This is a genomic window from Bdellovibrio bacteriovorus (assembly GCF_048286975.1).
GTDB classification, from domain to species: domain Bacteria; phylum Bdellovibrionota; class Bdellovibrionia; order Bdellovibrionales; family Bdellovibrionaceae; genus Bdellovibrio; species Bdellovibrio bacteriovorus_H.
On sequence record NZ_JBLVRT010000001.1, the window covers coordinates 791,022 to 817,218 of the forward strand.

Annotated in this window: 27 protein-coding genes; 15 read left to right on the forward strand and 12 right to left on the reverse strand. The window is 49.2% G+C overall.

What is annotated here, in order from left to right; all coding sequences use genetic code 11:
• Position 1 precedes the first annotated feature (1 nt).
• Together ACNQKP_RS03905 and ACNQKP_RS03910 are read right to left on the reverse strand one after the other, a co-directional pair.
• Positions 2–574, reverse strand: coding sequence for a hypothetical protein (locus tag ACNQKP_RS03905; protein ID WP_041576722.1), 573 nt, complete (start codon positions 572–574; stop codon positions 2–4).
• A 72-nt stretch (positions 575–646) separates the two neighbouring features.
• A complete protein-coding gene (locus tag ACNQKP_RS03910; protein WP_417862963.1) occupies positions 647–3,040 on the reverse strand; it encodes a DNA translocase FtsK in 2,394 nt (797 codons plus the stop codon).
• Between the two features lie 92 nt (positions 3,041–3,132).
• Here ACNQKP_RS03910 and ACNQKP_RS03915 point away from each other — a divergent pair, with 92 nt between their 5' ends.
• The 5 genes from ACNQKP_RS03915 (at position 3,133) to ACNQKP_RS03935 (ending at position 6,883) form a co-directional block, all read left to right on the forward strand.
• Complete coding sequence (locus ACNQKP_RS03915; RefSeq protein ID WP_417862964.1) at positions 3,133–3,771, forward strand: radical SAM protein; 639 nt, start codon at positions 3,133–3,135, stop codon at positions 3,769–3,771.
• Between the two features lie 95 nt (positions 3,772–3,866).
• Complete coding sequence (locus ACNQKP_RS03920; protein ID WP_015089245.1) at positions 3,867–4,106, forward strand: helix-turn-helix domain-containing protein; 240 nt, start codon at positions 3,867–3,869, stop codon at positions 4,104–4,106.
• Between the two features lie 102 nt (positions 4,107–4,208).
• Complete coding sequence (gene dnaB / locus ACNQKP_RS03925) at positions 4,209–5,624, forward strand: replicative DNA helicase (protein WP_011162661.1); 1,416 nt, start codon at positions 4,209–4,211, stop codon at positions 5,622–5,624.
• Between the two features lie 14 nt (positions 5,625–5,638).
• Entirely contained in the window at positions 5,639–6,565 is a 927-nt protein-coding gene (locus ACNQKP_RS03930) for an SDR family oxidoreductase (protein ID WP_417862966.1), read from the forward strand.
• 114 nt (positions 6,566–6,679) lie between these two features.
• Positions 6,680–6,883, forward strand: coding sequence for a hypothetical protein (locus tag ACNQKP_RS03935; protein ID WP_417862967.1), 204 nt, complete (start codon positions 6,680–6,682; stop codon positions 6,881–6,883).
• Positions 6,884–6,957: 74 nt separating this feature from the next.
• On the opposite strand, the gene ACNQKP_RS03940 is transcribed toward ACNQKP_RS03935, so the two are convergent.
• The 4 genes from ACNQKP_RS03940 to rpsF form a co-directional block, all read right to left on the reverse strand.
• Positions 6,958–7,833, reverse strand: a complete 876-nt coding sequence (locus ACNQKP_RS03940; RefSeq protein ID WP_417862968.1) for a S1 family peptidase — start codon at positions 7,831–7,833, stop codon at positions 6,958–6,960.
• A gap of 171 nt (positions 7,834–8,004) precedes the next feature.
• The gene (rplI, locus tag ACNQKP_RS03945) at positions 8,005–8,448 is read right to left on the reverse strand and encodes a 50S ribosomal protein L9 (protein WP_417862969.1); all 444 of its coding nucleotides are present in this window, start codon (positions 8,446–8,448) and stop codon (positions 8,005–8,007) included.
• A 16-nt stretch (positions 8,449–8,464) separates the two neighbouring features.
• A complete protein-coding gene (locus ACNQKP_RS03950; protein ID WP_417862970.1) occupies positions 8,465–9,355 on the reverse strand; it encodes a DUF2232 domain-containing protein in 891 nt (296 codons plus the stop codon).
• A gap of 19 nt (positions 9,356–9,374) precedes the next feature.
• Complete coding sequence (rpsF, locus tag ACNQKP_RS03955; RefSeq protein ID WP_417862972.1) at positions 9,375–9,833, reverse strand: 30S ribosomal protein S6; 459 nt, start codon at positions 9,831–9,833, stop codon at positions 9,375–9,377.
• Positions 9,834–9,981: 148 nt separating this feature from the next.
• Between rpsF and ACNQKP_RS03960 the strand changes: the two genes are divergently transcribed.
• Both ACNQKP_RS03960 and ACNQKP_RS03965 read left to right on the forward strand, forming a co-directional pair.
• Entirely contained in the window at positions 9,982–10,671 is a 690-nt protein-coding gene (locus ACNQKP_RS03960) for an FHA domain-containing protein (RefSeq protein WP_417862973.1), read from the forward strand.
• Between the two features lie 11 nt (positions 10,672–10,682).
• On the forward strand, positions 10,683–11,567 hold the full coding sequence (locus tag ACNQKP_RS03965; RefSeq protein ID WP_417862975.1) for an alpha/beta fold hydrolase: 885 nt from the start codon (positions 10,683–10,685) through the stop codon (positions 11,565–11,567).
• 68 nt (positions 11,568–11,635) lie between these two features.
• On the opposite strand, the gene ACNQKP_RS03970 is transcribed toward ACNQKP_RS03965, so the two are convergent.
• The 5 genes from ACNQKP_RS03970 to ACNQKP_RS03990 form a co-directional block, all read right to left on the reverse strand.
• Entirely contained in the window at positions 11,636–13,279 is a 1,644-nt protein-coding gene (locus ACNQKP_RS03970; RefSeq protein WP_374027774.1) for a S8 family serine peptidase, read from the reverse strand.
• Between the two features lie 210 nt (positions 13,280–13,489).
• On the reverse strand, positions 13,490–13,741 hold the full coding sequence (locus ACNQKP_RS03975; RefSeq protein ID WP_417862976.1) for a hypothetical protein: 252 nt from the start codon (positions 13,739–13,741) through the stop codon (positions 13,490–13,492).
• Between the two features lie 300 nt (positions 13,742–14,041).
• Positions 14,042–14,830 (reverse strand): succinate dehydrogenase/fumarate reductase iron-sulfur subunit, encoded by a 789-nt coding sequence (locus ACNQKP_RS03980; RefSeq protein WP_011162649.1) that lies wholly within the window; start codon positions 14,828–14,830, stop codon positions 14,042–14,044.
• 10 nt (positions 14,831–14,840) lie between these two features.
• Positions 14,841–16,757 carry a fumarate reductase/succinate dehydrogenase flavoprotein subunit gene (locus ACNQKP_RS03985; RefSeq protein WP_417862977.1) on the reverse strand — a complete coding sequence of 639 codons (1,917 nt, stop codon included), beginning with the start codon at positions 16,755–16,757 and terminating at the stop codon, positions 14,841–14,843.
• Positions 16,758–16,768: 11 nt separating this feature from the next.
• Positions 16,769–17,428, reverse strand: coding sequence for a succinate dehydrogenase cytochrome b subunit (locus ACNQKP_RS03990; protein WP_417862978.1), 660 nt, complete (start codon positions 17,426–17,428; stop codon positions 16,769–16,771).
• A gap of 180 nt (positions 17,429–17,608) precedes the next feature.
• Here ACNQKP_RS03990 and ACNQKP_RS03995 point away from each other — a divergent pair, with 180 nt between their 5' ends.
• The 8 genes from ACNQKP_RS03995 to ACNQKP_RS04030 all read left to right on the forward strand — a co-directional run bounded on the left by ACNQKP_RS03995 (position 17,609) and on the right by ACNQKP_RS04030 (position 25,162).
• Positions 17,609–18,382, forward strand: a complete 774-nt coding sequence (locus ACNQKP_RS03995; protein ID WP_011162646.1) for an electron transfer flavoprotein subunit beta/FixA family protein — start codon at positions 17,609–17,611, stop codon at positions 18,380–18,382.
• A gap of 10 nt (positions 18,383–18,392) precedes the next feature.
• Positions 18,393–19,361, forward strand: coding sequence for an electron transfer flavoprotein subunit alpha/FixB family protein (locus ACNQKP_RS04000; protein WP_417862979.1), 969 nt, complete (start codon positions 18,393–18,395; stop codon positions 19,359–19,361).
• A gap of 134 nt (positions 19,362–19,495) precedes the next feature.
• The gene (locus tag ACNQKP_RS04005) at positions 19,496–20,029 is read left to right on the forward strand and encodes a lysophospholipid acyltransferase family protein (protein WP_226987867.1); all 534 of its coding nucleotides are present in this window, start codon (positions 19,496–19,498) and stop codon (positions 20,027–20,029) included.
• Positions 20,030–20,076: 47 nt separating this feature from the next.
• Positions 20,077–20,886: a peptidylprolyl isomerase gene (locus tag ACNQKP_RS04010; RefSeq protein ID WP_417862980.1), complete on the forward strand. Its 810-nt coding sequence runs from the start codon at positions 20,077–20,079 to the stop codon at positions 20,884–20,886.
• Between the two features lie 12 nt (positions 20,887–20,898).
• Positions 20,899–21,867: a peptidylprolyl isomerase gene (locus ACNQKP_RS04015; RefSeq protein WP_417862981.1), complete on the forward strand. Its 969-nt coding sequence runs from the start codon at positions 20,899–20,901 to the stop codon at positions 21,865–21,867.
• A complete protein-coding gene (locus tag ACNQKP_RS04020) occupies positions 21,860–22,804 on the forward strand; it encodes a peptidylprolyl isomerase (RefSeq protein WP_417862982.1) in 945 nt (314 codons plus the stop codon). Before ACNQKP_RS04015 ends, ACNQKP_RS04020 begins: the two co-directional genes overlap by 8 nt.
• Positions 22,797–23,747: a 4-hydroxythreonine-4-phosphate dehydrogenase PdxA gene (locus ACNQKP_RS04025; RefSeq protein ID WP_417862984.1), complete on the forward strand. Its 951-nt coding sequence runs from the start codon at positions 22,797–22,799 to the stop codon at positions 23,745–23,747. Before ACNQKP_RS04020 ends, ACNQKP_RS04025 begins: the two co-directional genes overlap by 8 nt.
• Positions 23,748–23,794: 47 nt before the next feature.
• Positions 23,795–25,162, forward strand: a complete 1,368-nt coding sequence (locus ACNQKP_RS04030) for a phosphomannomutase/phosphoglucomutase (RefSeq protein WP_417862986.1) — start codon at positions 23,795–23,797, stop codon at positions 25,160–25,162.
• Positions 25,163–25,195: 33 nt separating this feature from the next.
• On the opposite strand, the gene ACNQKP_RS04035 is transcribed toward ACNQKP_RS04030, so the two are convergent.
• Entirely contained in the window at positions 25,196–26,173 is a 978-nt protein-coding gene (locus ACNQKP_RS04035; RefSeq protein ID WP_417862987.1) for a MerR family transcriptional regulator, read from the reverse strand.
• Positions 26,174–26,197: the final 24 nt, after the last annotated feature.

A 26,197-nucleotide genomic window follows, 5' to 3' on the forward strand; every position in this document is an offset into this window, starting at 1 on the left:
ATTATTTCTTCTGGAATGATTTCAAAGCTACAGTCACTTGGCCGAATTGGCTTGGAGCAACTTGTTTCAACAAACCGGACATTGGAACCAACTGTGGATTGATCCATGCGTTGATTTCAGAGTTGTCTTCTTTGTTTTTAAGACGAGCGTGGATGCAATCGAAAGTTCCAGCAGGCACTGTGATGCGCGCTTCTTTAACTTCGATAACTTCGATGTCTTGTTTAGGGATTTGTTGTTCTTTACCGTTCACCAGCAATTTTTTAGTTTCGCCAGTGTTTGGATCGATCAGCATTTCCATTTTTTGCTTACCAGCAAAACCAAGATCCATATCCTGATTCATCCAGATGCCATCAGCGCCGATAGAAGCTACAGACGTGATCATGGAGCCTTTGATGAAGCCCATGTCGATGCTGTAGTCAGCTCTGTCGCCAACTTTCCAGTCCAAACCAGTTGTTTGAGCCTGTTCCAGAATACCAGGCATTTGAGCCTGAACTACTACTTCCGTGATAGATGGTGCTGCAACTGCATTAACAGAGAACGCCAAACCTAGGGCCGCAATAAGAGCCTTGAACATAAATTCCTCCTTGAATGGTTATATGGTCTCCTAATGAGACCACGACCAAGGGTGGTGCAGTCAAGACTCTATTTATTGTTCTCTGTAACTACTCACAAGAACTTGACGCGGCTTGCTGCCATTCGCTGGCCCCACAACACCTTCTTTTTCGAAGATCTCAATCATGCGGGCGGCACGCGGATAACCGAGTCTGAATTTGCGCTGAATTAAAGACGCAGAGATTTCTTTCTGCTCAGAAGCCCAAGACAGAATCTCGTCGTATCTTTCATCATACTCTTCTTCACCAAAGCCGCCGCCATCGCCGCCACCAGCTTCGCCGCCATCACCGCCAGCAAATCCATCCAGGGCTTTCATCGCCAGTGGATCGTATTCCGGCTCTGCCTGCGATGCCCAGTGCTTCACGACATTGCCGATTTCGGCGTCTGACAAATAAGGACCATGGTGACGGGTTGGTTTTCCCACACCCGGCGCCTGGAACAGCATATCCCCGTTTGGCAGCAGACGTTCAGCGCCCGAGTCATCGATGATGATACGGGAATCCATCTTGGAAGCCACTTTCAAGGCCACACGGCCTGGGATGTTCGTTTTAATCAAACCGGTCACAACGTCTTTACGCGGAGACTGTGTCGCCAGAATCAAATGGATTCCGCAGGCACGGGCTTTTTGTGTCAGACGCTGAATCGGCTCTTCGATGTTTTGTTTTTCAACGATCATCAAGTCCGCCAACTCATCCACCACGATCACGATGTAAGGCAGTGGCTGGTAATAGTACTGATCCAGCTTCGCTTTGCCTTCTTCCAGATCCTGATTGATCTTTTCGTGCTCTTCCACGTCGGCCTTGGAAAGATTGCCGGTCTTTTCGTTGAAGGCTTCAATTTTACCCACACCGAATTTCGACAGGGACTTATAACGTTTTTCCATCTCACGCACCGCCCACTTCAGCGCAGTCGCAGCCTTCTTCGGCTCGGTCACATGCGGAAGCACCAGATGCGGAACGGTCGAGAATGGTGCTAAGTCGACCATTTTCGGGTCAATCAGTACCAAACGCAGCGTTTTCGGTGAGTGCCTGAACAACAGACCCGTGATGATCGAGCCCACGAACACGGACTTACCAGAACCCGTCGTCCCGGCGATCAGCAAGTGCGGCATCTTTCTCAGATCCACAACTTTTGGCTCCCCATCCACCGCTCGGCCCACGGCCATTGGCAATGCCAGGTCTTCACTCCAGAAGGTGTCTTCCGCGATCAAGTCTTTGTAATAAACGGTTTCACGCTTCAAGTTCGCGGTTTCAATACCCACCACATCAGTGCCCGGGATGTGACCCACCACACGCACGGATTCTGAAGACAATGCCAAAGACAGATCGTCTTCCAGTTCTGAGATTTTTGAGATCTTCACATCGGCATTGGGTTTAAATTCATACATCGTGACCAGCGGGCCGGGTTTGGCGTCCTGGATGCTGCCTTCGATGGAGAAGTTCTTCAATTTTTCGACCAGTGAATCGGCTTTGCGCTGAATCTCGGCCTTGTCGATCTTGATTCGGGATGCTGGAGGATCTTCCAACAACGCCAGCTTCGGCATATCCCAGTTTTCAATACGACGCGGAGGCTTGGCTTTCATCACGACTTTGCGTTTTTGCGCCAGACGAACAGCAGGAACTTCTTCCTCTTCTTCGTCGTCGGATTCTTCCTCGTCTTCTTCGACTTCCTCTTCATCCTCTTCTTCGGCCGCGGCCAGAAGCTCTTCCAGCTCCTCGTCCTCTTCCTCTTCTTCAGATGCTTTTTCTACGAATTTTTTATCGGAAAGAGGGAAGATCGCCGCTTTGGCTTTTTCCTCTTTTTTGGACTTTTTGGTTTTTTCTTCTTTCACGAACATGCCAGAAAAGAACGCCGCAATTTTGTCGGTGAACTTTTTCTTTTTCATGTCAGCAAAAAGACCCTGGGGAATCTCTGCCAGTTCCTGCAGTGTGCGTTCGGAATAGAACACCACCAGCACGGCCATCAAAGACCACAAGATCACCTGCACACCCACGGAGTTAAACGCCTGCATCAGCGCCTGGGACACGCCCAAACCCAAAAGGCCCCCCAGATAGATCTGCCCCTGGAAGATCTTGGTGTTGGGCAAATACAGACTGAACAAAGCCGCCACATTCACGATCAGCAACAAAGCCCAGACAAAACGAATGTTTTTTAGGTTCAGGGATTCACCCTTAAAGCTCGCATAGGCGATTTTGCCAAAACAGGCCACCACAACCCAGGCCGCAAGGCCCATCGCCTGATACAGCATATCCGCCAGGAAGCTTCCGACAATTCCGCAGTAATTTGTGGATCTTAGGCCCTGTCCCATTGAATTTAGGGAAGGATCCATAGGGTTGTAGCTAACAAGGGCCAGGGCGAGGAAAAGCCCCAAGCCTAAAAAGCCTATTGAAATGACGTCCTGTCGAAACTTTTTAAGGAATTGGTTCATTTAAAAAATTTACGAAATTCCCAGCAGTTAGTCATGCTCCCCGGGGCCTTCCTTGACTTAAGCCCCGGTATGCCCGACAAAGAGCCAGTCAAATGCTTAAAATAAATGAGATTTTCTATAGTATTCAAGGTGAAACGACCTATGTGGGCTGCCCCACGGTGTTCGTGCGCCTGACCGCCTGCAACCTGCGCTGCACTTACTGCGACACCAAGTATTCGTACTACGAAGGTGAGATGCAGACTCTGGAAGCCATCATCGCCGAAATCGATTCTCATAAGGCACCTAATGTTTGCATCACCGGTGGTGAACCGCTGTTGCAAAAAGAAGTTCACACTTTGATGAAAACTTTGTGCGACAAAGGCTACTTGGTTTCTTTGGAAACAAGTGGATCAAAAAGTGTTGAGATGGTTGATCCTCGCGTAAAAATTATTTTGGATGTGAAAACTCCTGACAGTGGTGCTGCAGATTCATTTGTGATGGAGAACATCGGCTTTTCCACTCCCAGCACGGAATACAAGTTCGTGATCTGTTCAGAAAAAGATTTCGAATGGTCTGAGGATTTCTGCCGTCAACATAATTTATTTGAAAAATTTGTGGTTTTATACAGCCCATCATACGGCCAAGTGTCTGAACGCTGGTTGGCAGAAAAAATTTTGCAGAAAAATTCATCAGCAAGGTTGCAATTACAGCTCCATAAGTATATTTGGAATCCCGAAACACGCGGAGTATAGTCTCTAACTATTCAGTCTGAAATTTTGGGAGTTCCATGACGCCGAACCTAAACAGTTCCGATAATCTTTTTGTCGCTAACCTTCAATCTGTAAGCTTGGAGAAACTAGTTAAAAGCAAACTAGAAGTTCTTTTTGCCCAGCAAAAAGAAGCACAAGTTGAATTGAACGGTTTGTACAATGTGGTTCTGGAACAAGTTGAAAAACCTCTTCTTGAACTGGCTTTGCGTGCCTATAACGGCAACCAGGTGAAAACCGCGCAAATGCTGGGCATCAACCGCAACACCCTTAAGAAGAAAATTGACAACTATAAGATTCGTGTAAAGAAAATGAACTAGTATCGTTCAAGTCTTGCATCAGCGGGCCACCTAGAACCACCACCACGCACGAGGCCCGCAAATTTTGAGTTCTATTAATTTTCGCCACTCTAGAGGGGTTCAATGAGTACGCGAATTCCACCACAAAATCTTGATGCCGAACAGTCCATCCTGGGCGGTTTGATGCTAGATCGCGAAGCTCTCGATCAGGTCGGTGACGTCCTGATGGCCGATGACTTCTACAAGCCTGGTCACCAGAAAATCTACGAAGCCATCAAAGATTTGCACGCCAAAGGCCAGCCCATCGATATCATCACCGTGACCAACGTTCTGCAGTCCCAGGGACACATGGACGTTGCCGGCGGTCCTGAGTATCTGATCAGCCTTCTGGATAAAACCATTTCTTCTGCGAACATTTCCACTCACGCGAAAATCGTGAAAGACAAGGCGACTTTGCGCCGTCTTATTTCCATCAACTCATCGTTGATTGAAAAAGCCTACGATCAGGATTTCGTGGACGTGGAATCCTTCGTCGATCAGGCCGAATCCGAGATCTTCAAAATTGGTGATACCAAAGCCAAAACGGGCCTGGTGGGCTCTATGGAGATCGTTAAAGCTTCCATCCAGAAAATCGAAGAGCTTTACAAAAATAAAGCGGAGATCACCGGTCTTGCCACTGGTTTCAAGAAACTGGATGAAATGACTGCGGGTCTGCACGCGGGTGAGATGACGATCATCGCCGCTCGTCCGTCCATGGGTAAAACCGCGTTCTCTCTGAATATCGCCCAGCACGTGGCGCTTCGTCTGAAAAAGACTGTTGCTTACTTCTCCCTGGAGATGGGTAAAGAGTCCATGATGATGCGTATGTTGTCAGCGGAATCCAAAGTCAGCATGAGCGAAATCCGTAACGGCCGTATCCAGGATTCTGCATGGCCGAAACTGATCAACGCCGCCAGTGCGCTTTCTGAAGCTTCCATCTTCATCGATGATACACCGGGTGTTTCGCCGTTTGAGATCCGTTCCCGTGCCCGTCGTCTAAAAGCTGAACACGGTCTTGATCTGATCATGATCGACTACTTGCAGTTGATGAGCATGAAACAAAAGATGCAGTCTCGTGAGCAAGAGGTTGCCGAAATCTCCAAATCCCTGAAAGCCATCGCCAAGGAATTGCAGATTCCAGTGATCGCACTAGCCCAGCTGAATCGTGGGGTTGAGGGACGTACCGAGAAAAAACCTATGCTTTCTGACCTGCGGGAATCCGGATCCATCGAGCAGGATGCCGACGTTATCATGATGCTTTATCGTGATGACTACTACGACAAAGAAAATCCAGACAAACAAGGTCACGCCGAAGTGATCGTGGGTAAACAGCGTAACGGTGCCACCGGCCCTGTGAAGATGCGCTTCGATGCCCAGTACAATAGATTCCGCGATGCAGATCCTGAAGGCAGCCCGGTGAGTCCACTGCCTCCACCACAGGCGCCCCCACCAATGCCGGGCGGCAGACCTAAAAACTTTGCACCGGGTTCAACGGTCTAACATAATGGGGTCCTATGGGGCCCCTTTTTCATTTCTTCCGTCGCAAGCACAAGCAAGAATTCAAACCTGTCGTTCTGGTCACGGGATGTTCCGCCGGTATCGGCCTGGCCGTTGCGCATCTTTTGCGCCGGCATCCTGAATACCGCCTGGTGCTGACCGCGCGGGAAAAAAGTCTGGATAAACTTCGCGATGAATTCCTGGAAGACGAACTCCTGCTGATTCGTCCGCTGGATGTGACCTCGGAAACCGACCGCATGCAGTTGGTGAACGAAGTCAGCAAAATCTGGGGCGGCATCGACATTCTGATCAACAACGCCGGCATTTCTTATCGCGCGGTGGTTGAACACATGACCGAAAAAGATGAAGAGCTGCAAATGGCCACCAACTATTTCGGGCCGATGGGTTTGATTCGTCTGTGCCTTCCGCACATGCGCGAAACGGGCAGGGGAAAGATCATCAACGTGTCTTCCGTCAGCGGGATGCTGGCGATGCCGACGATGTCTTCGTATTCGGCTTCGAAATTCGCGCTGGAAGGCGCTTCTGAGGCCTTGTGGTATGAAATGCGCCCCTTTGGTGTGACAATCTCGCTGGTGCAACCCGGTTTTATTCACAGTCCTTCCCACAAAAACGTCTATCACACCCAGAACTCGGATCCGGCTCGCAACTGGAGTGGACCGTATTGTGATTTCTATAAGAACATGACCCCGTTTGTGGAAAACATGATGAACATGTCGCTGACCACTCCGGAAAAAGTCGCCAAACAGATCCTGCACACGATGAAAACCGAAAACCCGCCGCTATGGATTCCAGCCACCCTGGATGCGACGGTGTTTTATTATATCCGCCGTCTGTTGCCCCGCCGGGTGCTTCTACCGTTCCTGTATTGGTGCCTGCCAGGGGCGCGCCATTGGGCCAAAGAGCACACCCACAGGCGCTCCTAAGGCCGAACTGGACCTTGGACTTGTTTAGGGGTTTGGGGTTGAGTTCCCGTTAACCTCTTGATGGACTGAAGTCGTCTTCAATATAGAGACCTTTGAAAAGCATGGAGGCTGATCATGGGAAATAATCTAGCGAAGACAGTGGTTGCGGCAACTGGACTGCCACAGGACCCTGTCGAAAGAGAATTCAACACACTGCTTGAAAAGCACGGGAAGAACCCCGACAGCCTGACGCTGGAAGAACTGCGTGAGGTGATGGCGGAATACCTGCAGATGGTTTTCCTGGAAATGCATGTCGAGGACGGCGCCGAGAGCGCTTAGTTATCTCGCCCCCTTAAAACGAAAAAAGCCACACTGTTTCAGTGTGGCTTTTTGCTTTTAAACCCGGTGGGGAATTACTTCGCCGCTACCGCTGTTTGTTTCGCTCTTTTTTGCAAAGTCTTCATCGCACCGTTGATGAAGTCCGCTTGAGATTTCACTTTCGTGTAAACGCTCACCAGAGAGCAGTCATCTTTACCGTCTTTACCGGCACCACGGCTGGTGATACCCCAAACGTACTGCTGACCTTTTACTTCCAGGAACGCCGGACCACCAGAGTCACCGTGGCAAGCACCTTTGCCTTGAGACTGATCCAAAAGGATTTCAGTTTTACCGAAGGATTCAACGACTTCTACGTCCACTTTACGAAGACGGTCGTCAGATTTTGTGTTCACGCCATCTGTTTCGATCAGACCGTAACCAGCCAAAGTCACTTTTGTGCCTGGAACCAGCAGGGATTCGTCAGACAGGAACTTTGCCACTTTGTAGCCCGGAGCCATGTTGCCCGCGAACTTCAATACAGCCACGTCGTTCGCGTCTTCACCTTGCTCACCCATTTTGCCGTAGTCTTCATGAACAACTGCATCCGTCACCAGACGAACATCAGTTCTTTCCATTTTGTTGATGTCAGTGTTGAAGATAATATAGATAGCGACTTCTTTGTATTCTTCGCCCACAACCGGAACGCAGTGACCTGCCGTCAGAACCATGTTGTTTTTAAGCAGGGAACCCGTGCAGATGAAGGAACCTTCCTGACCATCCTGAGTTTGTACAGAAGCGATAATAGCCACTGTGGTCTTTGCGATGGAATCAGAAGTCTCTACCGGCTCGCCGCCGATAATGCTTGTGCCTTGAGTGTTTACCGTGTTTTGAGAAGCCGGTGAACACGCCACCAAACCCGCCAGAACCGTCGTCGTCAGAACCAATGCCTTAGATACGTTGATTAGTTTCATGTCGCCCCCTACCTTCCCCAAAAGGTGAGGCCGTTAAACACCCAAAATGGCACCGGTGCAATACAATTTTTCAAATGTGGTCCATAAAAAAGTCTTATGGATAAAAAGAAAAGGGACCCTTGTGGGGTCCCTTTAAAGAAACATTCAGCTTTCAGAAGCCTGTAATGCGGCTTACGCGCGCTCAACAGCGATCTGGATCTTTGCTTCCATGCCTTCAGAATAACGAACAACCGCTTTGTGCTGACCCAATACTTTGATTGGCTCTTCCAAGTGGATGTCACGACGGTCAACAGAGTGACCCATTTTCTGAAGTTCTTTAGAGATGTCTGTAGTTGTTACAGTACCGAACAACTTGTCAGTCTCACCAGCAGCCAGTTTGAATGTAACTGTTGTGCCGTTGATTTTACCAAGAAGTTCTTGTCTCTCTGCCATAGCTTTTTTCTTTTTAGCTTCGGCAACACGTTGCAAGTGCTCATACTCTTTTACGCGTTTTTCAGTAGCTTCAGCAGCCAGTTTGCGTGGGAACAGGAAGTTTCTTGCGAAACCTTCAGAAACGTTCACCAACTCACCAACACGACCTACATCTTTAACGTCTTTTTGAAGAATAACTTTCATGTGATCTCCATAGTTTTTAGCTGTTTTCAGACGGTGTCTTCATTTTGCGAAGACGCGCTCTGAAATCAACCCAGTAATCGATCAAGCCAACCACTGCCAGAATCGGCAATAACTGACCGACCAAGATTATGTACGTCAGAACCCGAATGAACAATCCTGCTCTCATCGAATTCAGAAATACCTCCAACACTGCCAGCCCCTGGAAGAAATAAAGAACGATTGTTACGTTCAAAATATTTACTGCGAGGATAGCAATGGCCTTACCGCCAAAACTCACCATTGTCAGAAGGAAGGCTGTCATCGCCACCCAAATAAAATAATCGGGCAAACGATATTCCAACAACTTGAGCTGAGAGGCAATTTTCTCGCGGGGCAAATTGAGCCACGAAAAAACCCTTCTCTCAAAAATAAGTCCCAAACCCAGGGCTAACACCAAAATGATAACCACGGCTGAGGGAACCTGCTGCATCAGAACACCCGGATCCATTTTCACAGCGGGATTCATTTCCTGAACCTTCTGTGCGAACTTTTCCACCAGTCCCTGAACTTCAGCATACGTGTTGATACCGTTTCTTTTGAAAGCCCCCAGGATACCCAGGCCAGCGGCCACAGATCCCACGAAGACACTCAGCAGACCCGAAATCCACCACCCAAGTCCTCTTTGTTCCATTTCCATATAGGCGCCTAAAGTCATCCAAACAGAGCCTAGAAACAGAGCGAGAGGTTGAGCGTTCAGGAGCCACGCTGCTCCTGTGACCACGATCCCCAAAATCCAAAAGGCGACGGGGCCGTAAGTCTTGCGCAATACACGAAGAAGAGGGGCGCCCATGACCACAGTGAGCATCGACAACAAAATCGAGAGAGATGAAATTGTGATGAACTTCTGTGGGGTCGCCGTCTTCTTCATGGCTTACGCCTTTTCTAAATTATTCGCCTTTGTCGTAACGCTCAGAACGCTCTGCTTTAGCAGCAGCAAATGCAGCTTTACGGGCAGCAGCTTTTGCTTCACGTTCTTTTTCACGAGCAGCAGATTCAGCAAGACCTTTTTTGAAGCCTTCCATGAATTTGCCCAATGAAGTGCGCTCATCCAAGCGAGTGTGCATAAAGCGAAGAACTTTGTCGTTGATACGCATAGTTCTTTCAAGCTCTGCAATGGCTTGAGTATCTGCTTCGAATGTAGAGTGGAAGTAGATAGCTTTTTTCAGCTTACCAATTGGAGTTGCCAAAGTTCTTTTACCCCAAGTTTCCAAAGAGTTGATGGAACCTTTGTAGGATTCAATCGTGGCTTTGTTCTTCTTGAAAAGATCTTTTTGATCTTCCAAAGAAGCATCCGGGTGCATAAGAACGACAACCTCGTAAGGTTTTTTCGTTGTAGTAGTTTCCATTGAACTATCCTTTCGGTTTATAGCCCCCACCTCTGTGTGCGGGAGCAAGGATGACTTTTTAAAATGTTTTACGGGTTTAGCACGGCTTTGGCCCAAGCACAAGGAATAGGCAATTGAATCCCCAAGAAACCAGCCCTAGAATGTGTAAATGGTCACATTTATTGAGATTATGGACGGTCCCAACGAAGGTTCCCGCTTCAAGGTAGAAGAGGGTTTGACCCTGGGTCGATCCAAGGCCGATATCATCATCAAGGACGGAAAAGTCTCCAGCACCCACGCCCAATTTGCGGTGGACGGGAAGGGGCAGTACGTTCTGCAGGATCTGGAATCTTCCAACGGGATCCATATCAACGGCCGCCGTGTGAAAAAAGTGGCCTTATTACCGGGGGTTATCTTTGAGCTTGGCAGGACCCAGTTCAAAGTCGTGACCGTCGAAGAAGAGCTCGCGTTGGATTTCAGCCGTCTGATCACCTGGCGCAGTATTCTGCAAGACCGCCTGGGGGGACTTGAAGCACCCGAGAAATCCGAACCGATCACCCTGCAAAGCTTCAGTCCTGCGCTGCGTCTACAGTTCATTCAGGGCATCCAAACCGATGAGGAAATTATTTTAGGGTACGGCCCCCGCAAGGCCGGCGCCGACTGCCTGGATATTGAGCTTTTAGACGATGAAGCCCCTAAAGAGGCCTTTGAACTGCACTCAGGACCGGGCATGGTCGAAATAAAAATTAAAGCACCTGGCCGGGTCACACTTAACAATAAATCCGTAGATGCCGAAATGTTAAAAGATGGGGATTTGATTTCTGTGGGGAACACCCTTATTAAAGTCACCTACATCTAGAGGAAGGCATCATGCAGACCACACCCAAAACCACCGGCAGCTTTGAAAGCTTCGACGGCACTCCGATTTACTACGAAGTGCGCGGCGAGGGTGAACCGCTGGTACTGGTGTATGGCATCGCCTGTTTGCTGAATCACTGGCATCACCAGATTGAATACTTCTCCAAAAAATATCAGGTCATCAGTTTTGACCTGCGCGGCCATCAGAAATCCTGTCCCGTCGCCGATGTCAGCCAGCTGACCGTGGAAGCCCTTTCCAAAGACATTATCGGGCTTATGGCGCATTTAAATATCCGCAAGGCTCACTTTGCCGGGCACAGCTTTGGCGCGCCTCTGCTGCTGGATCTGTACGAAAAAAAGCCGGAACTGTTTTTGTCGATGGTCTTCATCAACGGCTTTGCGAAAAATCCGATCAAGGGCATGTTCGGCCTGGATGTCGTGGAACCGTTTTTCTATTTTGTGAAGTCACAATACGAAAATCAGCCGGACGTGTGGAATACTCTGTGGAAACTGGCTGTGGATAATCCGATGTCGATGTACATCGCGGCGTTAGCGGGTGGATTCAATCTGAAAGTCACCCACTTCAAAGACATCGAGGTCTATGCCCGGGGTGTCGCCCGCATGAATCTGGAAGTGTTCCTAAGACTGTTTGAAGAGCTGATGAAATACGACGGTGAACCGGTGCTGGAAAAAATCGAAGTGCCCGTGCTGATTATTTCCGGCGAAAAAGACATGGTCACGCCGATCCGCTTTCAGTACCACTTCAAGGAAAAGATCAAACACTCCGAATTTGTCCTGGTGCCTTACGGATCCCACTGCACCCAGCTGGACTTCCCGGATTACACCAATCTGAAGATCGAAAAATTCCTGATCGACGTAAAAGAAAATAAAATCTGAATCCGAAAAATAAAAAAGCCACTCATTTCCAGAGTGGCTTTTGCTTTTTCAATCACCAGTGGGGCTTATTATCTCCACGCCGCTTTAGTGATATCGAAACCGTATCTGTTAACTGAATCATCGGAAGTGAAGACGATCTTCACATACTCACCATCAATCACCGGAGAGAATGTTTCATCGTTCTTGCCGCTCATGGTACCGACAAGTTTGCCATTGGCATCGTAAAGCTCCACTTTGTCATAGTCTCTCTCAGTGTCGAACTTGGAGAAATAGACAGAGATCTGCTTTGCGCCCGGTACAGAAACTTCATACACCAGGTTGGATTTGTTGGTGTAAGGGTGCGGAGTGGAGTGAGCCACGTCCACAGTCTGCCAGTTTACGGGATCGTTTGGATCCGGCTGTGGCAGGGTGTTTGTCAGCATGGTGTATGCATTTGCCAAACCACCTTTGGATTTACCACGAAGACCCGCCAGAGGCTTGGAAGTCGCGATAATTCTTTCTTTCATCTCGATACCTGTCAGATTCGGTTCTGCTGTTGCCAGAAGAACGGCCATGCCAGACACGTGAGGTGTCGCCATGGAAGTACCGGACCAGGAATCATAACCCGCACCTGTGATGGAGGAAACGATGTTCACACCCGGAGCGCCCACGTGAACTTTGGTTTTACCATAGTTCGAGAAAGAAGCGATCTGACCGCGGTTATCAATAGCTGCTACAGACAACACGTTTGGCACATCGTAAGTTGCAGGGTAAGTCGGGTTGGAATCGTTGTTGTTGGATTCATTCCCCGCAGCCGCCACAAACAAAGTACCTGCTGCATTGGATCTTTCGATCGCCTGCTTCAAAGTCTCAGAGTAGCCACCGCCACCCCAGGAGTTGGAAAGGATTTTTGCACCCTTGGAAGTTGCGTAATCAATGGCTTTCAAAGCGCCATCCAAAGAACCGGAACCGCTCGCAGAAAGGAATTTCACACCCATGATGCGAACGTTCCAAGCCACACCCACAAGACCTTTGCCGTCATCACCGGAAGCACCGATGGTACCAGAGCAGTGAGAACCGTGACCGTGGTCATCCAGTGGATTACCAGTAGGTTTTGCCGCCGTTACGAAGTTTGCACCGTAAATGTCATCGATGATGCCGTTGCCGTCATCGTCAACGCCTGCTTTACCGTTCAATTCCGCATCGTTCGTCCACAAATTGGATTTCAGATCCGGATGGTTGTAGTTGATACCCGTGTCGATCACGGCAACAACAACATCTTTGGAACCCGTCGTGATATCCCAGGCTTGTGCTGCACCAATGTCGATGCCGGCAATGCCCTCACGTTTTTGGGAATCAGCCTGACCAGTGTTGATCATGCCCCACAATTGACCCAGCATTGGATCGTTGGGAGTTTTATTGATTCTATAGATGAAGTTCGGCTCAACGATGTCCACGTTGGGATTCATCGCCAGGGATTTCATCACGTTGGATTGGATTTCAAACACCGGACGCTTGATCACGACGATGTTTTGACCAGGGATTACATCTTTAATGTAAGAACCCAGATCCTGGCTCAGCTCTTTCATGGAAGAAACAGCGACGGCTTCGTCCTTGAATTTTACGATGAATTCACCAGGTACGGATTCCGGCGTTGCTGCAAACGCGTTCAATCCTGTGATCAGCAAACCGAAGATGGCTGCCTTGGAGGCTCTTCCGATAAGCCCTTTCATATGATCCTCTCCTTCATTGGGTGATTTTCCAGAAAGCGAAGGGGAAAAATTTTCCCAGACGTTTCCTAGTTCCAAAATGGTACCAATGTGAAAGGGGGCTGGTTATCTATCTTTCGATTGTGGTTAGATTTCTTAAAAATTTTGGCTCAAAGTCCAGTTGTTTCCAGACGAAAGTCCAGTGGTGAGCAGGGATTTCCACCGGGCTCTCGACTAAGACACGGCTTTCTTGCTGGTCTTTGGTCTAGGTGTTGCGTCCTCAACAAAATCAAAACTGAGTTGTTGAGGAGTTTTAAACTGAACAATGCGTTCAGGGTTTGCCGCCATCTCTTTTTTCTCAGAAGGAGTCACCACATTCACACCCGTGGACGCTTTAATAAGGTGCTTAATAAAGGCTTCTTTCACACTGTCAGGTGCGTTTTTGTTAAAGCCCAGTTCTGCCATCAGTTGATCAATCTTCTTCATAAGCCCAATCCTTGGTCTAGTTTCGGAAGTTTGCTGAACAAGCTTTAGAAGTATTCGAAGATGATTTGATTCAAAGATGTCTCTCAATAAGACAGACCCATGATGCAGAATTTAAAGGTTAAAGGTGCCTGGTGATTTTTTACACCTACACAGCGTCATTTACCTTAAGTGAGCGAATTAACAAGCAGAAGTCTAAACAGAATAGCCGTGTTTAGGGGGACTTAACGCGCCGTAGGTGTAAAAAATCACCAGGCACCTTTTGGAAATAAAAAAGGGAGTCCGAAGACTCCCTTTTAAGATTTAGCCGGCGCCGCCGTCTTTGTGTTTTTCACGTTTAGTGACGTTGGCCACGAAGAATTCGCGGTTCATGCGGCTGATGTTGGTCAGCTGGATTTCTTTCGGGCAGGCCGCTTCGCACGCACCTGTTGTGGTGCAGGCGCCGAAGCCTTCTGCATCCATCGCACCCACCATGCGCATGGCGCGTTCTTTTCTTTCAACCTGACCCTGCGGAAGCAGTGCCATGTGAGAGATCTTAGCGGAAGTGAACAGGGCCGCAGACGCGTTCTTACAAGCCGCCACACATGCGCCACAACCGATGCACGTTGCAGAAGACATCGCTTCATCCGCATCGGCCTTCGGAACCAGAATCGCATTGGCGTCAACCGCGTTACCGGTGTTCGCAGAGATATAACCACCGGAAGAGATGATACGATCCAAAGCGGATCTGTCCACCATCAAGTCCTTGATCATCGGGAAGGCTTTTGCACGGAAAGGCTCAATTGTCAGAACCGCACCATCGTTGAAATTACGCATGTGCAGCTGACACACAGTTGTGGATTTCATCGGACCGTGAGCTTCACCGTCGATCACAAAACCACAAGTACCACAGATACCTTCACGGCAGTCGTGATCAAAGGCGATAGGCTCATCACCTTTTGCAACCAGCTCTTCATTCACAGCATCCAGCATTTCCAGGAAAGAAGCGTCTTCAGAAACGTTCTTGGCCTGATACTCTGCAAAGGCCCCCTGGTCTTTCGGGCCTTTTTGTCTCCAAACTTTCAAAGTCAGATTAATATTTTTTCCAGACATGCTACGCCTCTTATTTATAGCTACGAGTTGCTAGGTGTACGTTTTCGAATTTCAGCTCTTCCTGGTGACGCACGGACGGTTTGTTTTCGCCAGTGTATTCCCAAGCAGCCACGTGACAGAACTTCTCGTCATCACGTTTGGCTTCGCCATCCACCTGATACTCTTCACGGTAATGACCACCGCAGGATTCCTGGCGCTCCAGAGCATCACGGCACATCAACTCACCCAGCTCCAGGAAGTCCGCCACACGTCCTGCTTTTTCAAGCTCGACGTTGAGATAATTTGAATCACCCGGAATACGCACGTTGTTCCAGAACTCTTCGCGGATTTTTGGGATTTCCTGAAGGGCCTTCTTCAAGCCGGCTTCGTTACGACCCATACCGCAGTATTCCCACATCACGTTGCCCAGCTCTTTGTGGAAGCTGTCCACCGTGCGGGCCCCTTTGATGTTCATCATTTTTTTGATTTCTTCCTTCACGCCGTGTTCAGCCGCTTTGAAGGCTTCATTCGTGGTCGCCACTTTTTCAAGTTTGGTTCCACCCAGGTAGTTCCCCAAAGTGAACGGCAGCACGAAGTAACCATCCGCCAGACCCTGCATCAGTGCAGACGCACCCAAGCGGTTGGCACCGTGGTCAGAGAAGTTCGCTTCACCCGCAACGAACAGACCTGGAATCGTGGATTCCAGATTGTAGTCCACCCACAGACCACCCATGGTGTAGTGAGGAGCCGGGTAAATCATCATCGGCTGTTTGTACGGATTCTGGCCGGTGATTTTGTCGTACATGTCGAACAAGTTTCCGTATCTTTCAGAAATCTTGTCTTCACCCAGACGTTTGATCGCATCTGCGAAATCCAGGTAAACCGCTTTACCAGCTTCATTCACGCCACGGCCTTCGTCACAGCGGTATTTCGCCTGACGGGAAGCGACGTCACGAGGAGCCAGGTTCCCGAAGGACGGGTACACACGCTCCAGATAGTAATCGCGTTCGTTTTCCGGGATGTCATTCGGATGACGTTTGTCACCGACAGCTTTTGGCACCCACACGCGACCGTCGTTGCGCAGGGATTCAGACATCAAAGTCAGTTTGGACTGGTTTTCGCCGTGAACCGGAATACAAGTCGGGTGAATCTGAGTGTAACAAGGGTTCGCGAAGTAAGCGCCACGTTTGTGGGCTTTCCACGCTGCCGTCACCGCACAGTTCATCGCATTGGTGGAAAGGAAGAACACGTTGGAATAACCGCCGGAAGCAATCACCACCGCATCAGCTTCGTGGGATTCAATTTCGCCGGTCAAAAGGTTACGTACCACGATGCCGCGGGCTTTGCCGTCGATCACCACAACATCCAGCATTTCGCGGCGGCTGCGCAACTCAACGTTGCCGATATCAACCTGTCTCATCATCTCTGAGTAAGCACCCAGCAGAAGCTGCTGACCGGTCTGACCACGGGCATAGAAAGTACGGGACACTTGCGCGCCACCAAAAGAACGGTTGGCCAGAGTTCCGCCGTATTCACGGGCAAATGGAACCCCCTGAGCCACCATCTGATCGATGATGTTCGCAGACACTTCCGCCAGACGGTAAACGTTGGCTTCACGTGCGCGGAAGTCACCACCCTTAACGGTGTCGTAGAAAAGACGGTACGTGGAATCGCCGTCGTTCTGGTAGTTTTTCGCAGCATTGATACCACCCTGAGCCGCCACCGAGTGGGCACGGCGAGGGGATTCATGCACGCAGAAAGCTTTTACTTTATATCCCAGTTCACCCAAAGAAGCCGCCGCAGAGGCCCCGGCAAGACCGGTTCCCACCACGATGATGGAGTGCTTTCTTTTGTTTGCCGGATTCACCAGCTTGTAGTCGAACTTGGTTTTGGTCCATTTGGATTCAATCGGGCCACTTGGAATTTTGCTGTCTAAATTGTGCGCCATGTGTTGTCCCCTTAGTTACCGACAAGGAAAATGTAAACTGGTTGAGCGATAAAACCCGCCGCCACAACAACTGCGTAAGCGTAGCTCAGTTTCTTCCACGTGTTTCTGTATGTGCCTTCCATCAAACCCAATGACTGGAATGTGGATCCGACACCGTGGCTAAGATGGAAGCCCAGAAGAACCAGACACACCACATACCATGCGATGTAACCAGGGCTTTGAAAGACTTCAAACATCAGCTTCGCCAGGTCGCGCATCACCACACCGTTGACGGTGGTTTCATAGTGCGTGCCGTATTTGAAAGTGATCAGGTGAAGAATGATGAAAAGAAGAATCAGACTGCCCTGAATCGCCATCGTGCGGGAAGCCAGTGTGACTTTCTTTTTTCCGGAAGCGGCAACGGCGTAGCGCTGTTGTTTTGCCTCGCGGTTATTTTTAGTAAGACTCAAAGCACAGAAGACGTGAACGATCAACGCCAGAACCAGAACGGCTTCTGCGACGTAGATGATGTTTCCGCTTGTCAGTGCGTGTCCGTAAGCATTGTAGGCATCGTTACTTACGAAAATGAGCAGATTGCCGGCCATGTGTGCGAGAACAAATCCCGCCCATACTAAACCGGTGATTCCCATTAGGTACTTTTTCCCGACGGTAGATCCGAGAAATCCAGACATGGTGTAGAACCCCTTGTTTTTGGTGTGTATTTTCTCAATAAGTTTCCACTTACCATACTCCCGGGTGCAGCTTTTTGTCCATGTCCCCCGTCATGTTTCGCGACACGTTAAATATACAATTTAGTTTTGCCTTTCCTGGACTTGGGATAGAACGAAACCCTCTTAAAAACGGGGTAAAACATGAAGATTTTTGTGTGTATCAAGCAGGTGCCTGACACCGAAACAAAGATTAAGATCTCTCCCGACCAGACTGGTATCGACACGGCGGGTATTAAATGGGTTATGAACCCTTATGACGAGTATGCAGTCGAGGAAGCCAACAAGCTTCGCGACGCAAATCCGGGATCCCAAGTATGGGTTCTGTCTGTTGGACCAAAGGCTCGTGTCGTTGAATCCTTGCGTACGGCATTGGCTATGGGCGCTGATGAAGCGATCGTGGTTAACGGCGAAGGTCTGGACAACTTTGCCACGGCAAAAGCTTTGGCTGAAGTGATCAAGGCTGAAGGCGGCGCAAAAGTCATCTTCTCCGGCAAACTTGCAATTGATGACAATGCTTCCTCTGTCAGCCAGATGATGGCTGAATTCCTGAACGTTCCTCACACCACAGTGGTATCGAAATTCAATTTCAATGGCGAAAACGTTGTGGTTGAGCGCGATATCGAAGGTGGCGCGAAAGAAGTCGTGCAAATGATGACTCCAGCGGTTGTGGCGGCGAACAAAGGTTTGAACATGCCTCGTTATGCAAGTCTTCCAGGCATCATGAAAGCCAAAAAGAAGGTGATCAAAGAAATCGAATTTGCTTCTTTGAACATCCCGGCTTCTGACATCAAAATAAAATACTCCGGCTTTGCTCTTCCGGCTGACAAACCAGCTGTAAAAATGCTTTCTGGCGATGCTTCTGCACAAGCGTCCGAGCTGGTTAAACTTCTTCGCGATGAAGCGAAGGTTCTGTAAGGATTAAGACATGGGTAAAATTCTAGTTTTTGCTGAACACTCAAACGGTAAACTAAAACGCAGCTCCCAAGAGCTTCTTCAGGCAGCAGCGGCTTCCGGCAACACAGTGGTTGCAGTGGCTTTCGGCTCTCACGCAGGTGATGTGACGGCTGCTTTGGGTCACAACGGGGCTTCTGAAGTTCACGTTGTGAAAGACGCTTCCCTGGATGCTTACAATCCAGAGTCTTTCACTGCGAATATCGCAGCGATCATCGGCAAAGTTCAGCCGACTATCATTCTGGCTTCTGCTTCCTCCACCGGTAAGGATCTTTTCCCTCGCGTGGCGGCTCGTTTGGGCGTGGGTGTGGCAAGTGATTGCACGACTTTGAATATTTCTGGCGACAACGTGACTGCGGTTAAACCAATGTACTCCGGCAAATGTTTTGCGACGGTGAACTTTGAAAACAGCGCCGTTAAAATCGTTTTGATGCGCGCCAATCAGCTTCCAGTGGCTGCCGCGGACACTTCCAAAACTGCAAACGTGATTGAACACACGGCTGCAGCGGCGGACCTGAAGACCTTGATCAAAGAAATCGTGAAGGGTGCTTCCGAAAAATTGGATCTGACTGAAGCTAACATCGTTGTCAGCGGTGGTCGTGGTCTGAAAGAAGCGGCCAACTTCAAGATTTTGAATGATCTTGCGGACGTTTTGGGTGCCACAGTGGGTGCTTCCCGTGCGGTTGTTGATGCGGGCTGGGTTGGTCACGGCATGCAGGTGGGTCAAACTGGTAAAACAGTGGCTCCGACTTTGTACATCGCGGTGGGTATCTCCGGCGCTATCCAGCACTTGGCTGGTATGAGCGGATCCAAAGTGATCGTGGCAATCAATAGCGACGCCAACGCGCCGATCTTCCAAAAAGCGACTTACGGCATCGTGGGTGACGCTTTGGATATCGTTCCGAAACTGACAGAAGAGTTCAAAAAAGCTCTTCACCACTAATCGTGTTTAGAAAGTATATTCTTCCGATTATTGTTTTCGTCTTCTACCGAACCCTCTCATGGACATGGAGGGTTCGGCTTATCGAGCCTGATTCCCTGAAACAATCTGTTGATTCTGCAACTCCATCTCCGGTGGTGCTCGCGCATTTTCACGGGGATGAGCTCGCGCTTTTATCCATCGTAAAAAGATACCGTATAGCCACCATCGCTTCACAATCCAAAGACGGTGAGTTGATGGCGACCGTGCTGAAATGGCTGGGGGCAAAAACCAGTCGCGGTTCTTCCACGCGCGGTGGTGTGCAGGCCCTGAAAGGTCTTTTGCGTTTGGTAAAAGACGGGGGAAATTGCAGCTTTGCTGTGGATGGTCCAAAAGGCCCGTTACACAAAGTCAAACCCGGTGTGTTTGAACTTTCACGCATGATTCACGGTCCGATTTACGCCGCGGGTGTGGCGTGTGATCGTGCGATTCATTTCCCCAAATCATGGAATAAAACCTTCCTGCCAAAACCCTTCGCCAAAGTGATCATTTACTGGGTGGGACCGATGGCTCCAGTGAGCAAAGAGATCGATCCGAGAAACCCAGACCTTGCTCTAGAGTTAGAGGCTCTTTTGCACCAAGCTAGGCAGCAAGCTCTTAAATTCATTGCGGATAATGATGCCCAGTGCTAGCGTTTTAGCATAGTTCTCATTCAACTTTTTAAAGGGACTTTTGAAGCATGAAACTTGTAATCAGCATCTTGTTGCTCATCTCTGCGACCGCTTTTGCACAGAAATCCACGGACGTCGTGGCTCAGGTGGGTAAAAAAACTATCACGCTTGAAGACTTCAATAAAAAGTACAACGAAGTGAAGTCTCAGACGATCAACCCGCCAACCAAAGAACAGTTCCTGGAAGACCTGGTTCGCTACGAAATGGGTGTTCAAGAGGCTGAAAAGCGCAATCTGCAAAAAGACCCTATCGTGCAAGACCGTTTCAACCAGGAGATGTATAAAGCCCTTCTGGAAAAAGACATAGGTCAGCGTGTTCAGAAAATCCAGGTTTCCGATGCTGAAATGAAAGCATGGTATGCCAAGAATCCGGAACTTCGCACCAGCCATATCCTGATTGAGTTTAAAGCAGGGGCGACTCCGGCGCAGGTGGCTGAAGCAAAAAAACGTGCGACAGAAATCTACGAAGAGGTTAAAAAGAGCAAAAGACCATTTGAAGAGCTGGTGAAGCTTTACTCTGACGATGCTCTTTCCAAGCAGGTTGGCGGCGATATCGGCTGGCAATCCCGCGTGACACTGGTTCCGAATTATTACGAAGCGGTGGCCAACATGAAGGTCGGTGAGATTACGGGGCTTATCGAAACTCAGTTTGGCTTCCACGTTATTAAACTGACCGGTCGCAGAAGCTTTGAGAACGCGAACAAACGCCAGATCAGAGCGGCCGTTTTCGATGAAAAAAGAAAACAGGTCTTTAACGACTACTTCGAAAGAATGAAGAAGTCTTATCCGATCAAAGAAAACAAAGGTCTTCTTAAATAAGGATTTGATCCGATGAAATTTTCAAAGAGCCCCGCACTGACGGGGCTTTTTATTTTTATGAGCCTCGCTTTGGCGGGATGTCCATCAAGCTATCAGAAACTCTCCACCAAACCTGTGGAGAAGGTGAATGATCACGTTCTGACCTCCAAGCAGTTTGCCAACCAGCTGGCACGAAGACTTAGAAACTTCGACGCTCTGGCGGCGAAGGACCCCAACAACATCCATCGCATCAAAGAAGAAATCCTGCGCGACTTCCTGGTGAAAAGCCTGACGCTGGACTGGGCACGGGCGCAAAGTATCGTGATCTCGGAAAACACCCTGGATAAAGAAGTCGACAAACTGCGCGCGAACTATCCGGATGATCTTTCTTTCCGCCGGGCTCTGGCTTTGGAGAATCTGTCGTTCTCGGAATGGCGTGAAGAACTGAGATATTCCCTGGTTGAACGCGAGGTCTTTAAAAAGATCAACGAAAAGGTCAAGGCACCCACGGAAGAAGAGATCAAACGTTACTACGAGGATAACAAAGACCGCTACAAGCGCAAAGAACGTGTATTCCTGCGCCAGATCGTGGTGGACGAGGATGCGAAAGCGGACGCCATCAAAGTCGACCTGAAAACCGGTGATTTTGCGGAGCTGGCCCGAAAGTATTCCATCACCCCTGAAGCCAAGCAGGGTGGTGTTGTCGGATGGATTGAAAAAGGCTCGGTGGATTACTTTGATCCCCTGTTTAATGTTGGCTCTGGCGTGCAAACAATCAAAAGTCCGTTCGGAATCCATCTGATTCGCGTGGAAAAAAAGGCCCCGGCCTCCACTTTATCCCTGGAAGAGGTCAAACCACAGATTATCCGGGCGCTGCGCGCACAACGCGAGCAGGCGGAATACGTGGCGTGGCTTGATGCCCAGCTCAGAAGTAGTAAAGTCTTAAAGGACTATGAACTGATGAATTCCATCAAGGTTGATACACGAGGAACCAATGATTAATCTTCTTTTTGCTTTGCTAGTGGCTACACCAAGTCATGCCGAGATTGTGGAAAAAACTGTGGCTATCGTAAATAGCGAACTGGTTTTGGAATCTGATTTCAAGGACCTTGTAAAACGCATTCCAAAACAGGGCATGGTTGATGAATCATTGCTGTTTGATAAACCAGCCACCAGCCTTATCGGCAACCGCAAAGCGCAGCTGGATTACCTGATCAATGAAAAGATTCTGCAGTCTGAAATCAAACGTCTGAATCTGACCGTGACCAACGACCGCGTGGAATCCGAATTGAAAGAAATGGCCCGCAAAAACCAGGTCAGCGAAGCGGAACTTGCCAAAGTGATCCAGCAGCAGGGTGTTTCCATGGATGACTATCGCCGCTTCCTGAAAGACAGCATTGAAAAACGCTCTTTGATGGATGCCGAGATCATTTCCAAACTGCGCATTTCTGATGAAGACGCTTTGAATGAATATCTGAAAACCAATCCGAACAACCGTCCGTCCATTGACGAGTTCTCGGTGTCCCACATCTTCTTCAACCCGAAAAAAGGTGGCGCGGAAGCTTCCATTAAACGTGCTGAAACCGTGCTGGGTAAACTTCGCAGCGGTGAAAACTTTGAAAACCTGGCGCAGCAGTTCAGTGAAGATCCCAATTTCTCCACTGGCGGCGCTCTGGGCACATTCAAGTCCGGCGACTTCCTTCCGGAAATTGAAGAGGCTATTTCCAGCCTGAAAGTGAACGAGACCACTCCGATTGTGAAATCCCGCATGGGCTTCCATATCGTAAAACTGACCGGCAAAAAGCTGACCACCGATCCGAAGTTTGAACGCGCCAAAGACAAAATCAAAGCGCAGCTTCTGGAAAACAGCTTCAAACGTCAGTTGAAAAACTGGCTGCAATCCAAACGTGATGAGTCCTTCATCCGTATCAATGAGTAAACTTCGAATCGCTCTTACAACCGGGGATGTGGATGGCATTGGCTTTGAAGTCACGGCCAAGGCTCTGCATCATCTGGGCCCGCAAAAGGGCGTACAGTTTTTGTTGTGGCGCCCGGATGGCGCTTCACAAAAGTATTTGAAATTGATTGATCAAAAATTTGAGCGCATCACTGTGGATGACCTTTCCCAGGCTCTGGAAATCGAAGGTCCTTACCTGATTGATATTGCCTCGGACTTGGCACCCGCGAAATGGGTGGAATTGAGCGCCAAAGCCTGCCTGAAGAAAGAAATTCACGCGCTGGCCACAGCCCCCTTATCGAAAACTTCGATCAAAGCGGCAGGCTTTAAAGACCTTGGACACACGGACATTTTAAAAAGACTTTCTGGTGTCAAACATGTGCACATGGGTTTTGTCGGTGAAAAGTTCAACGTGGTTCTGGCCACCGCACATCTGCCGGTGAAAGAAATCACCAAGCACTTAAGTTTCAGCGTGCTGGCCGAAGCCCTTCTTAACGCCAATGAACTCAGAAAGAAACTTCCCGCGGCCCAGGCAAAAAAACCCATCGGCGTTCTGGGTCTAAACCCCCATGCCGGCGAGGCCGGCCTGATCGGGCAGGAAGAGCTTTTGTTCTTCCCCGAGCTTGTAAGTTTTGCCAAAGAGAAAAAGATTCCATTTGAAGGACCCCTGGTTCCGGACGCAGCTTTCTTCCCGCAAAACTGGAAGAAATACTCCGTTTATTTGAGTCTGTATCACGATCAGGGCCTGATTCCGTTTAAAGTGATTCACGGGCAGGACAGTGGCGTGCATATGACCCTGGGGATCCCGTTTATTCGCACCAGTGTGGACCACGGGACCGCCAAAGACATCTTTGGTAAGAACAAAGCCAACCCCCATTCGATGATTGATGCCGTTCGCTGGGCGGTAAAATTAGCTCGACTCTAGAGCTCAGAAATTATAATCCTAAGCCCTTGAAATAATTGAGGTGATATATGTTTCAACCCGTCATTTTTAGAGAATACGACATTCGCGGCGTCTATAACGGACAGTTCGACGACAACTTTGCTTACCTGCTGGGTCGCGCTTACGTCGTTTACATGAAACAAAACAAGAACATCACAAATCCAACCGTGGCGTTGGGCTGTGATGCACGTGAAAGCTCTCCGGCCATCATCAAGAATCTTGCAAAAGGTCTGATGGATTCCGGCGCGAACGTTATTCACCTGGGTCTGGTGACCACGCCAGTTTGTTACTTTGCCACGTTTGAATTGAAAGTCGATGGCGCGGTTCAGGTCACTGGTTCGCACAATCCTCCAGAATACAACGGCTTTAAAATTTCTGTGGGTAAAGGCACCATCTTTGGCGTCGAAATCCAGAAGCTTTTGCACATCATTCAAAAAGGCGAATTCATTGACGGTCAGGGTTCAGAAGAATCCTTCGACATCAAGCCAATGTACTACGCACGTTACGCTAAAGAATTCGGCCACATCAAAGACACCAAAGTTGTTTTGGACTGCGGTAACGGTGCTGGCGGATCTGTGGTGCGCGGCCTGTTTGAAGCCTGCGGTTTGAAACCAACCATCTTGTTTGAACAGCCAGATGGCACATTCCCCAATCACCACCCGGATCCAACGGTTGAAGAAAACCTGGTGGATCTGAAAGCGCAAGTTCTGAAAGAGGGTGCTGTAGCCGGTATCGGCTTTGACGGCGATGCGGACCGCATTGGTGTCGTCGATCACACCGGCCGCATGGTTTACGGTGATGAATTGATGGTGATCATTTCCCGCGCGATTTTGGCTGAACAAAAAGGGGCTAAGATCATTGGCGACGTGAAGTGTTCTGATCGCCTGTACCACGATGTTGCCAAACACGGTGGTCAGCCGATCATGTGGAAAACCGGACACTCTTTGGTGAAAGAAAAAATCAAAGTTGAAAAAGCACCATTCGGTGGCGAGATGTCTGGTCACGTGTTCTTTGCCGACCGCAACCACGGTTATGACGATGCTCCTTACGCAGCTTTGCGTTTGGTGGAAATCCTGGCAAAAACAGGCAAGACAATTCCACAATTGCTGGAAGGTTTGCCACCGGCTTTCAACACTCCGGAAATCCGCATCGACACTACCGAGGAGAAAAAGGTTCTGATCGTTGAAAAGATGATCGAAGCTTTCCCGGCTAAAGAGGGTGCTGACTATAAAGTCGACTTCACTGATGGCATCCGCTTGAGTTTTGCTGACGGCTGGGCGCTGTGCCGCTCTTCCAACACGCAGCCGGTGGTGGTGGTTCGTTACGAATCCTCCTCCCAGGCGGGCCTGGATGCGATCCGCAACCGCGTGGAAGCGATTGTGAACAAGTATCTTTAAAAGCTATAAGCCGGGTTCATCACCCGGCTTTTTTTATTTCAAACAAAGACTTTCTGTCGGCAGTCCCAGCTTCATCACCGCCGTGATCGAACTTAAAAGAGCCAGCTCGTCGGTAAACCCCAGACGACTCTCCAACTTCAAAAACACCGTCTCTTTTTGCAGATTGTATCCGTACAACGAAATTTCACTGCCGGAACAAACCAGACCGCCAATTTTTTTGATCTGCTTCTCCAAAGCGCGGTTTTTTGAATAGTACTGATAGTAGGTGTCTCTGATTCTTTCGTTGGAAACAATATCCAATAGTGCCTGATCTTCAGCATGAATCACCGTCGTCACGTGAGAACCCACAAAGTTATAAAGACGCAGGTACTTTTCTTGAATCGCATCATCTGAACCACTCACGGAATTTAAGACAATCACATTGGGCGCCAGGTTTTCCACACCTTTATCCCCGAGGTTGTCTTCAGGAAGAACAAGAATATAAGATTCCGGAAGTTCCAGTTCCTCACTCCAAAACAGCAGGGGAATGTTGCGATCCTGAAGATGCTTTTGAATATATTCGGCCGTTTTCTGAAGTCCTTGGATTCCTGTGACCACAATGGCCGGATTTCCCTGATAACTCATGATTGCTCTCCTCTCGTCAGCCGCGATGGGCTTTTTGTTGTTCTTCAGAGAGGAAAGAAGTTGTTCAATCTGTCGGCGCTGATCCTGCAGCTGATCCGACTGCTCACGCACCAGATCCAGACGACGGCTGAGTGAGTTTACCAGACTTGATTTGTCCAGATCTCGATCGGCCCGCAGAAGAGCTTTCACTTCTTCCAGCAGGAATCCCAGATCTTTGAACTCTTTCAGGCGAGCAGCTTCAGAAAGCTGGCTTTCCTGATAGTAGCGATAACCGTTGTCTCCGCGGTGTGGTGGCACCAGCAGATTCATGTCTTCATAAATGCGCAGGGCTCTGGGGGAAAGGCCCGAAGCTTTGGCAAATTGTCCAATCGTCAGCCAGTTTTTCATTCTTACCTCTAAGACAACTCTCAA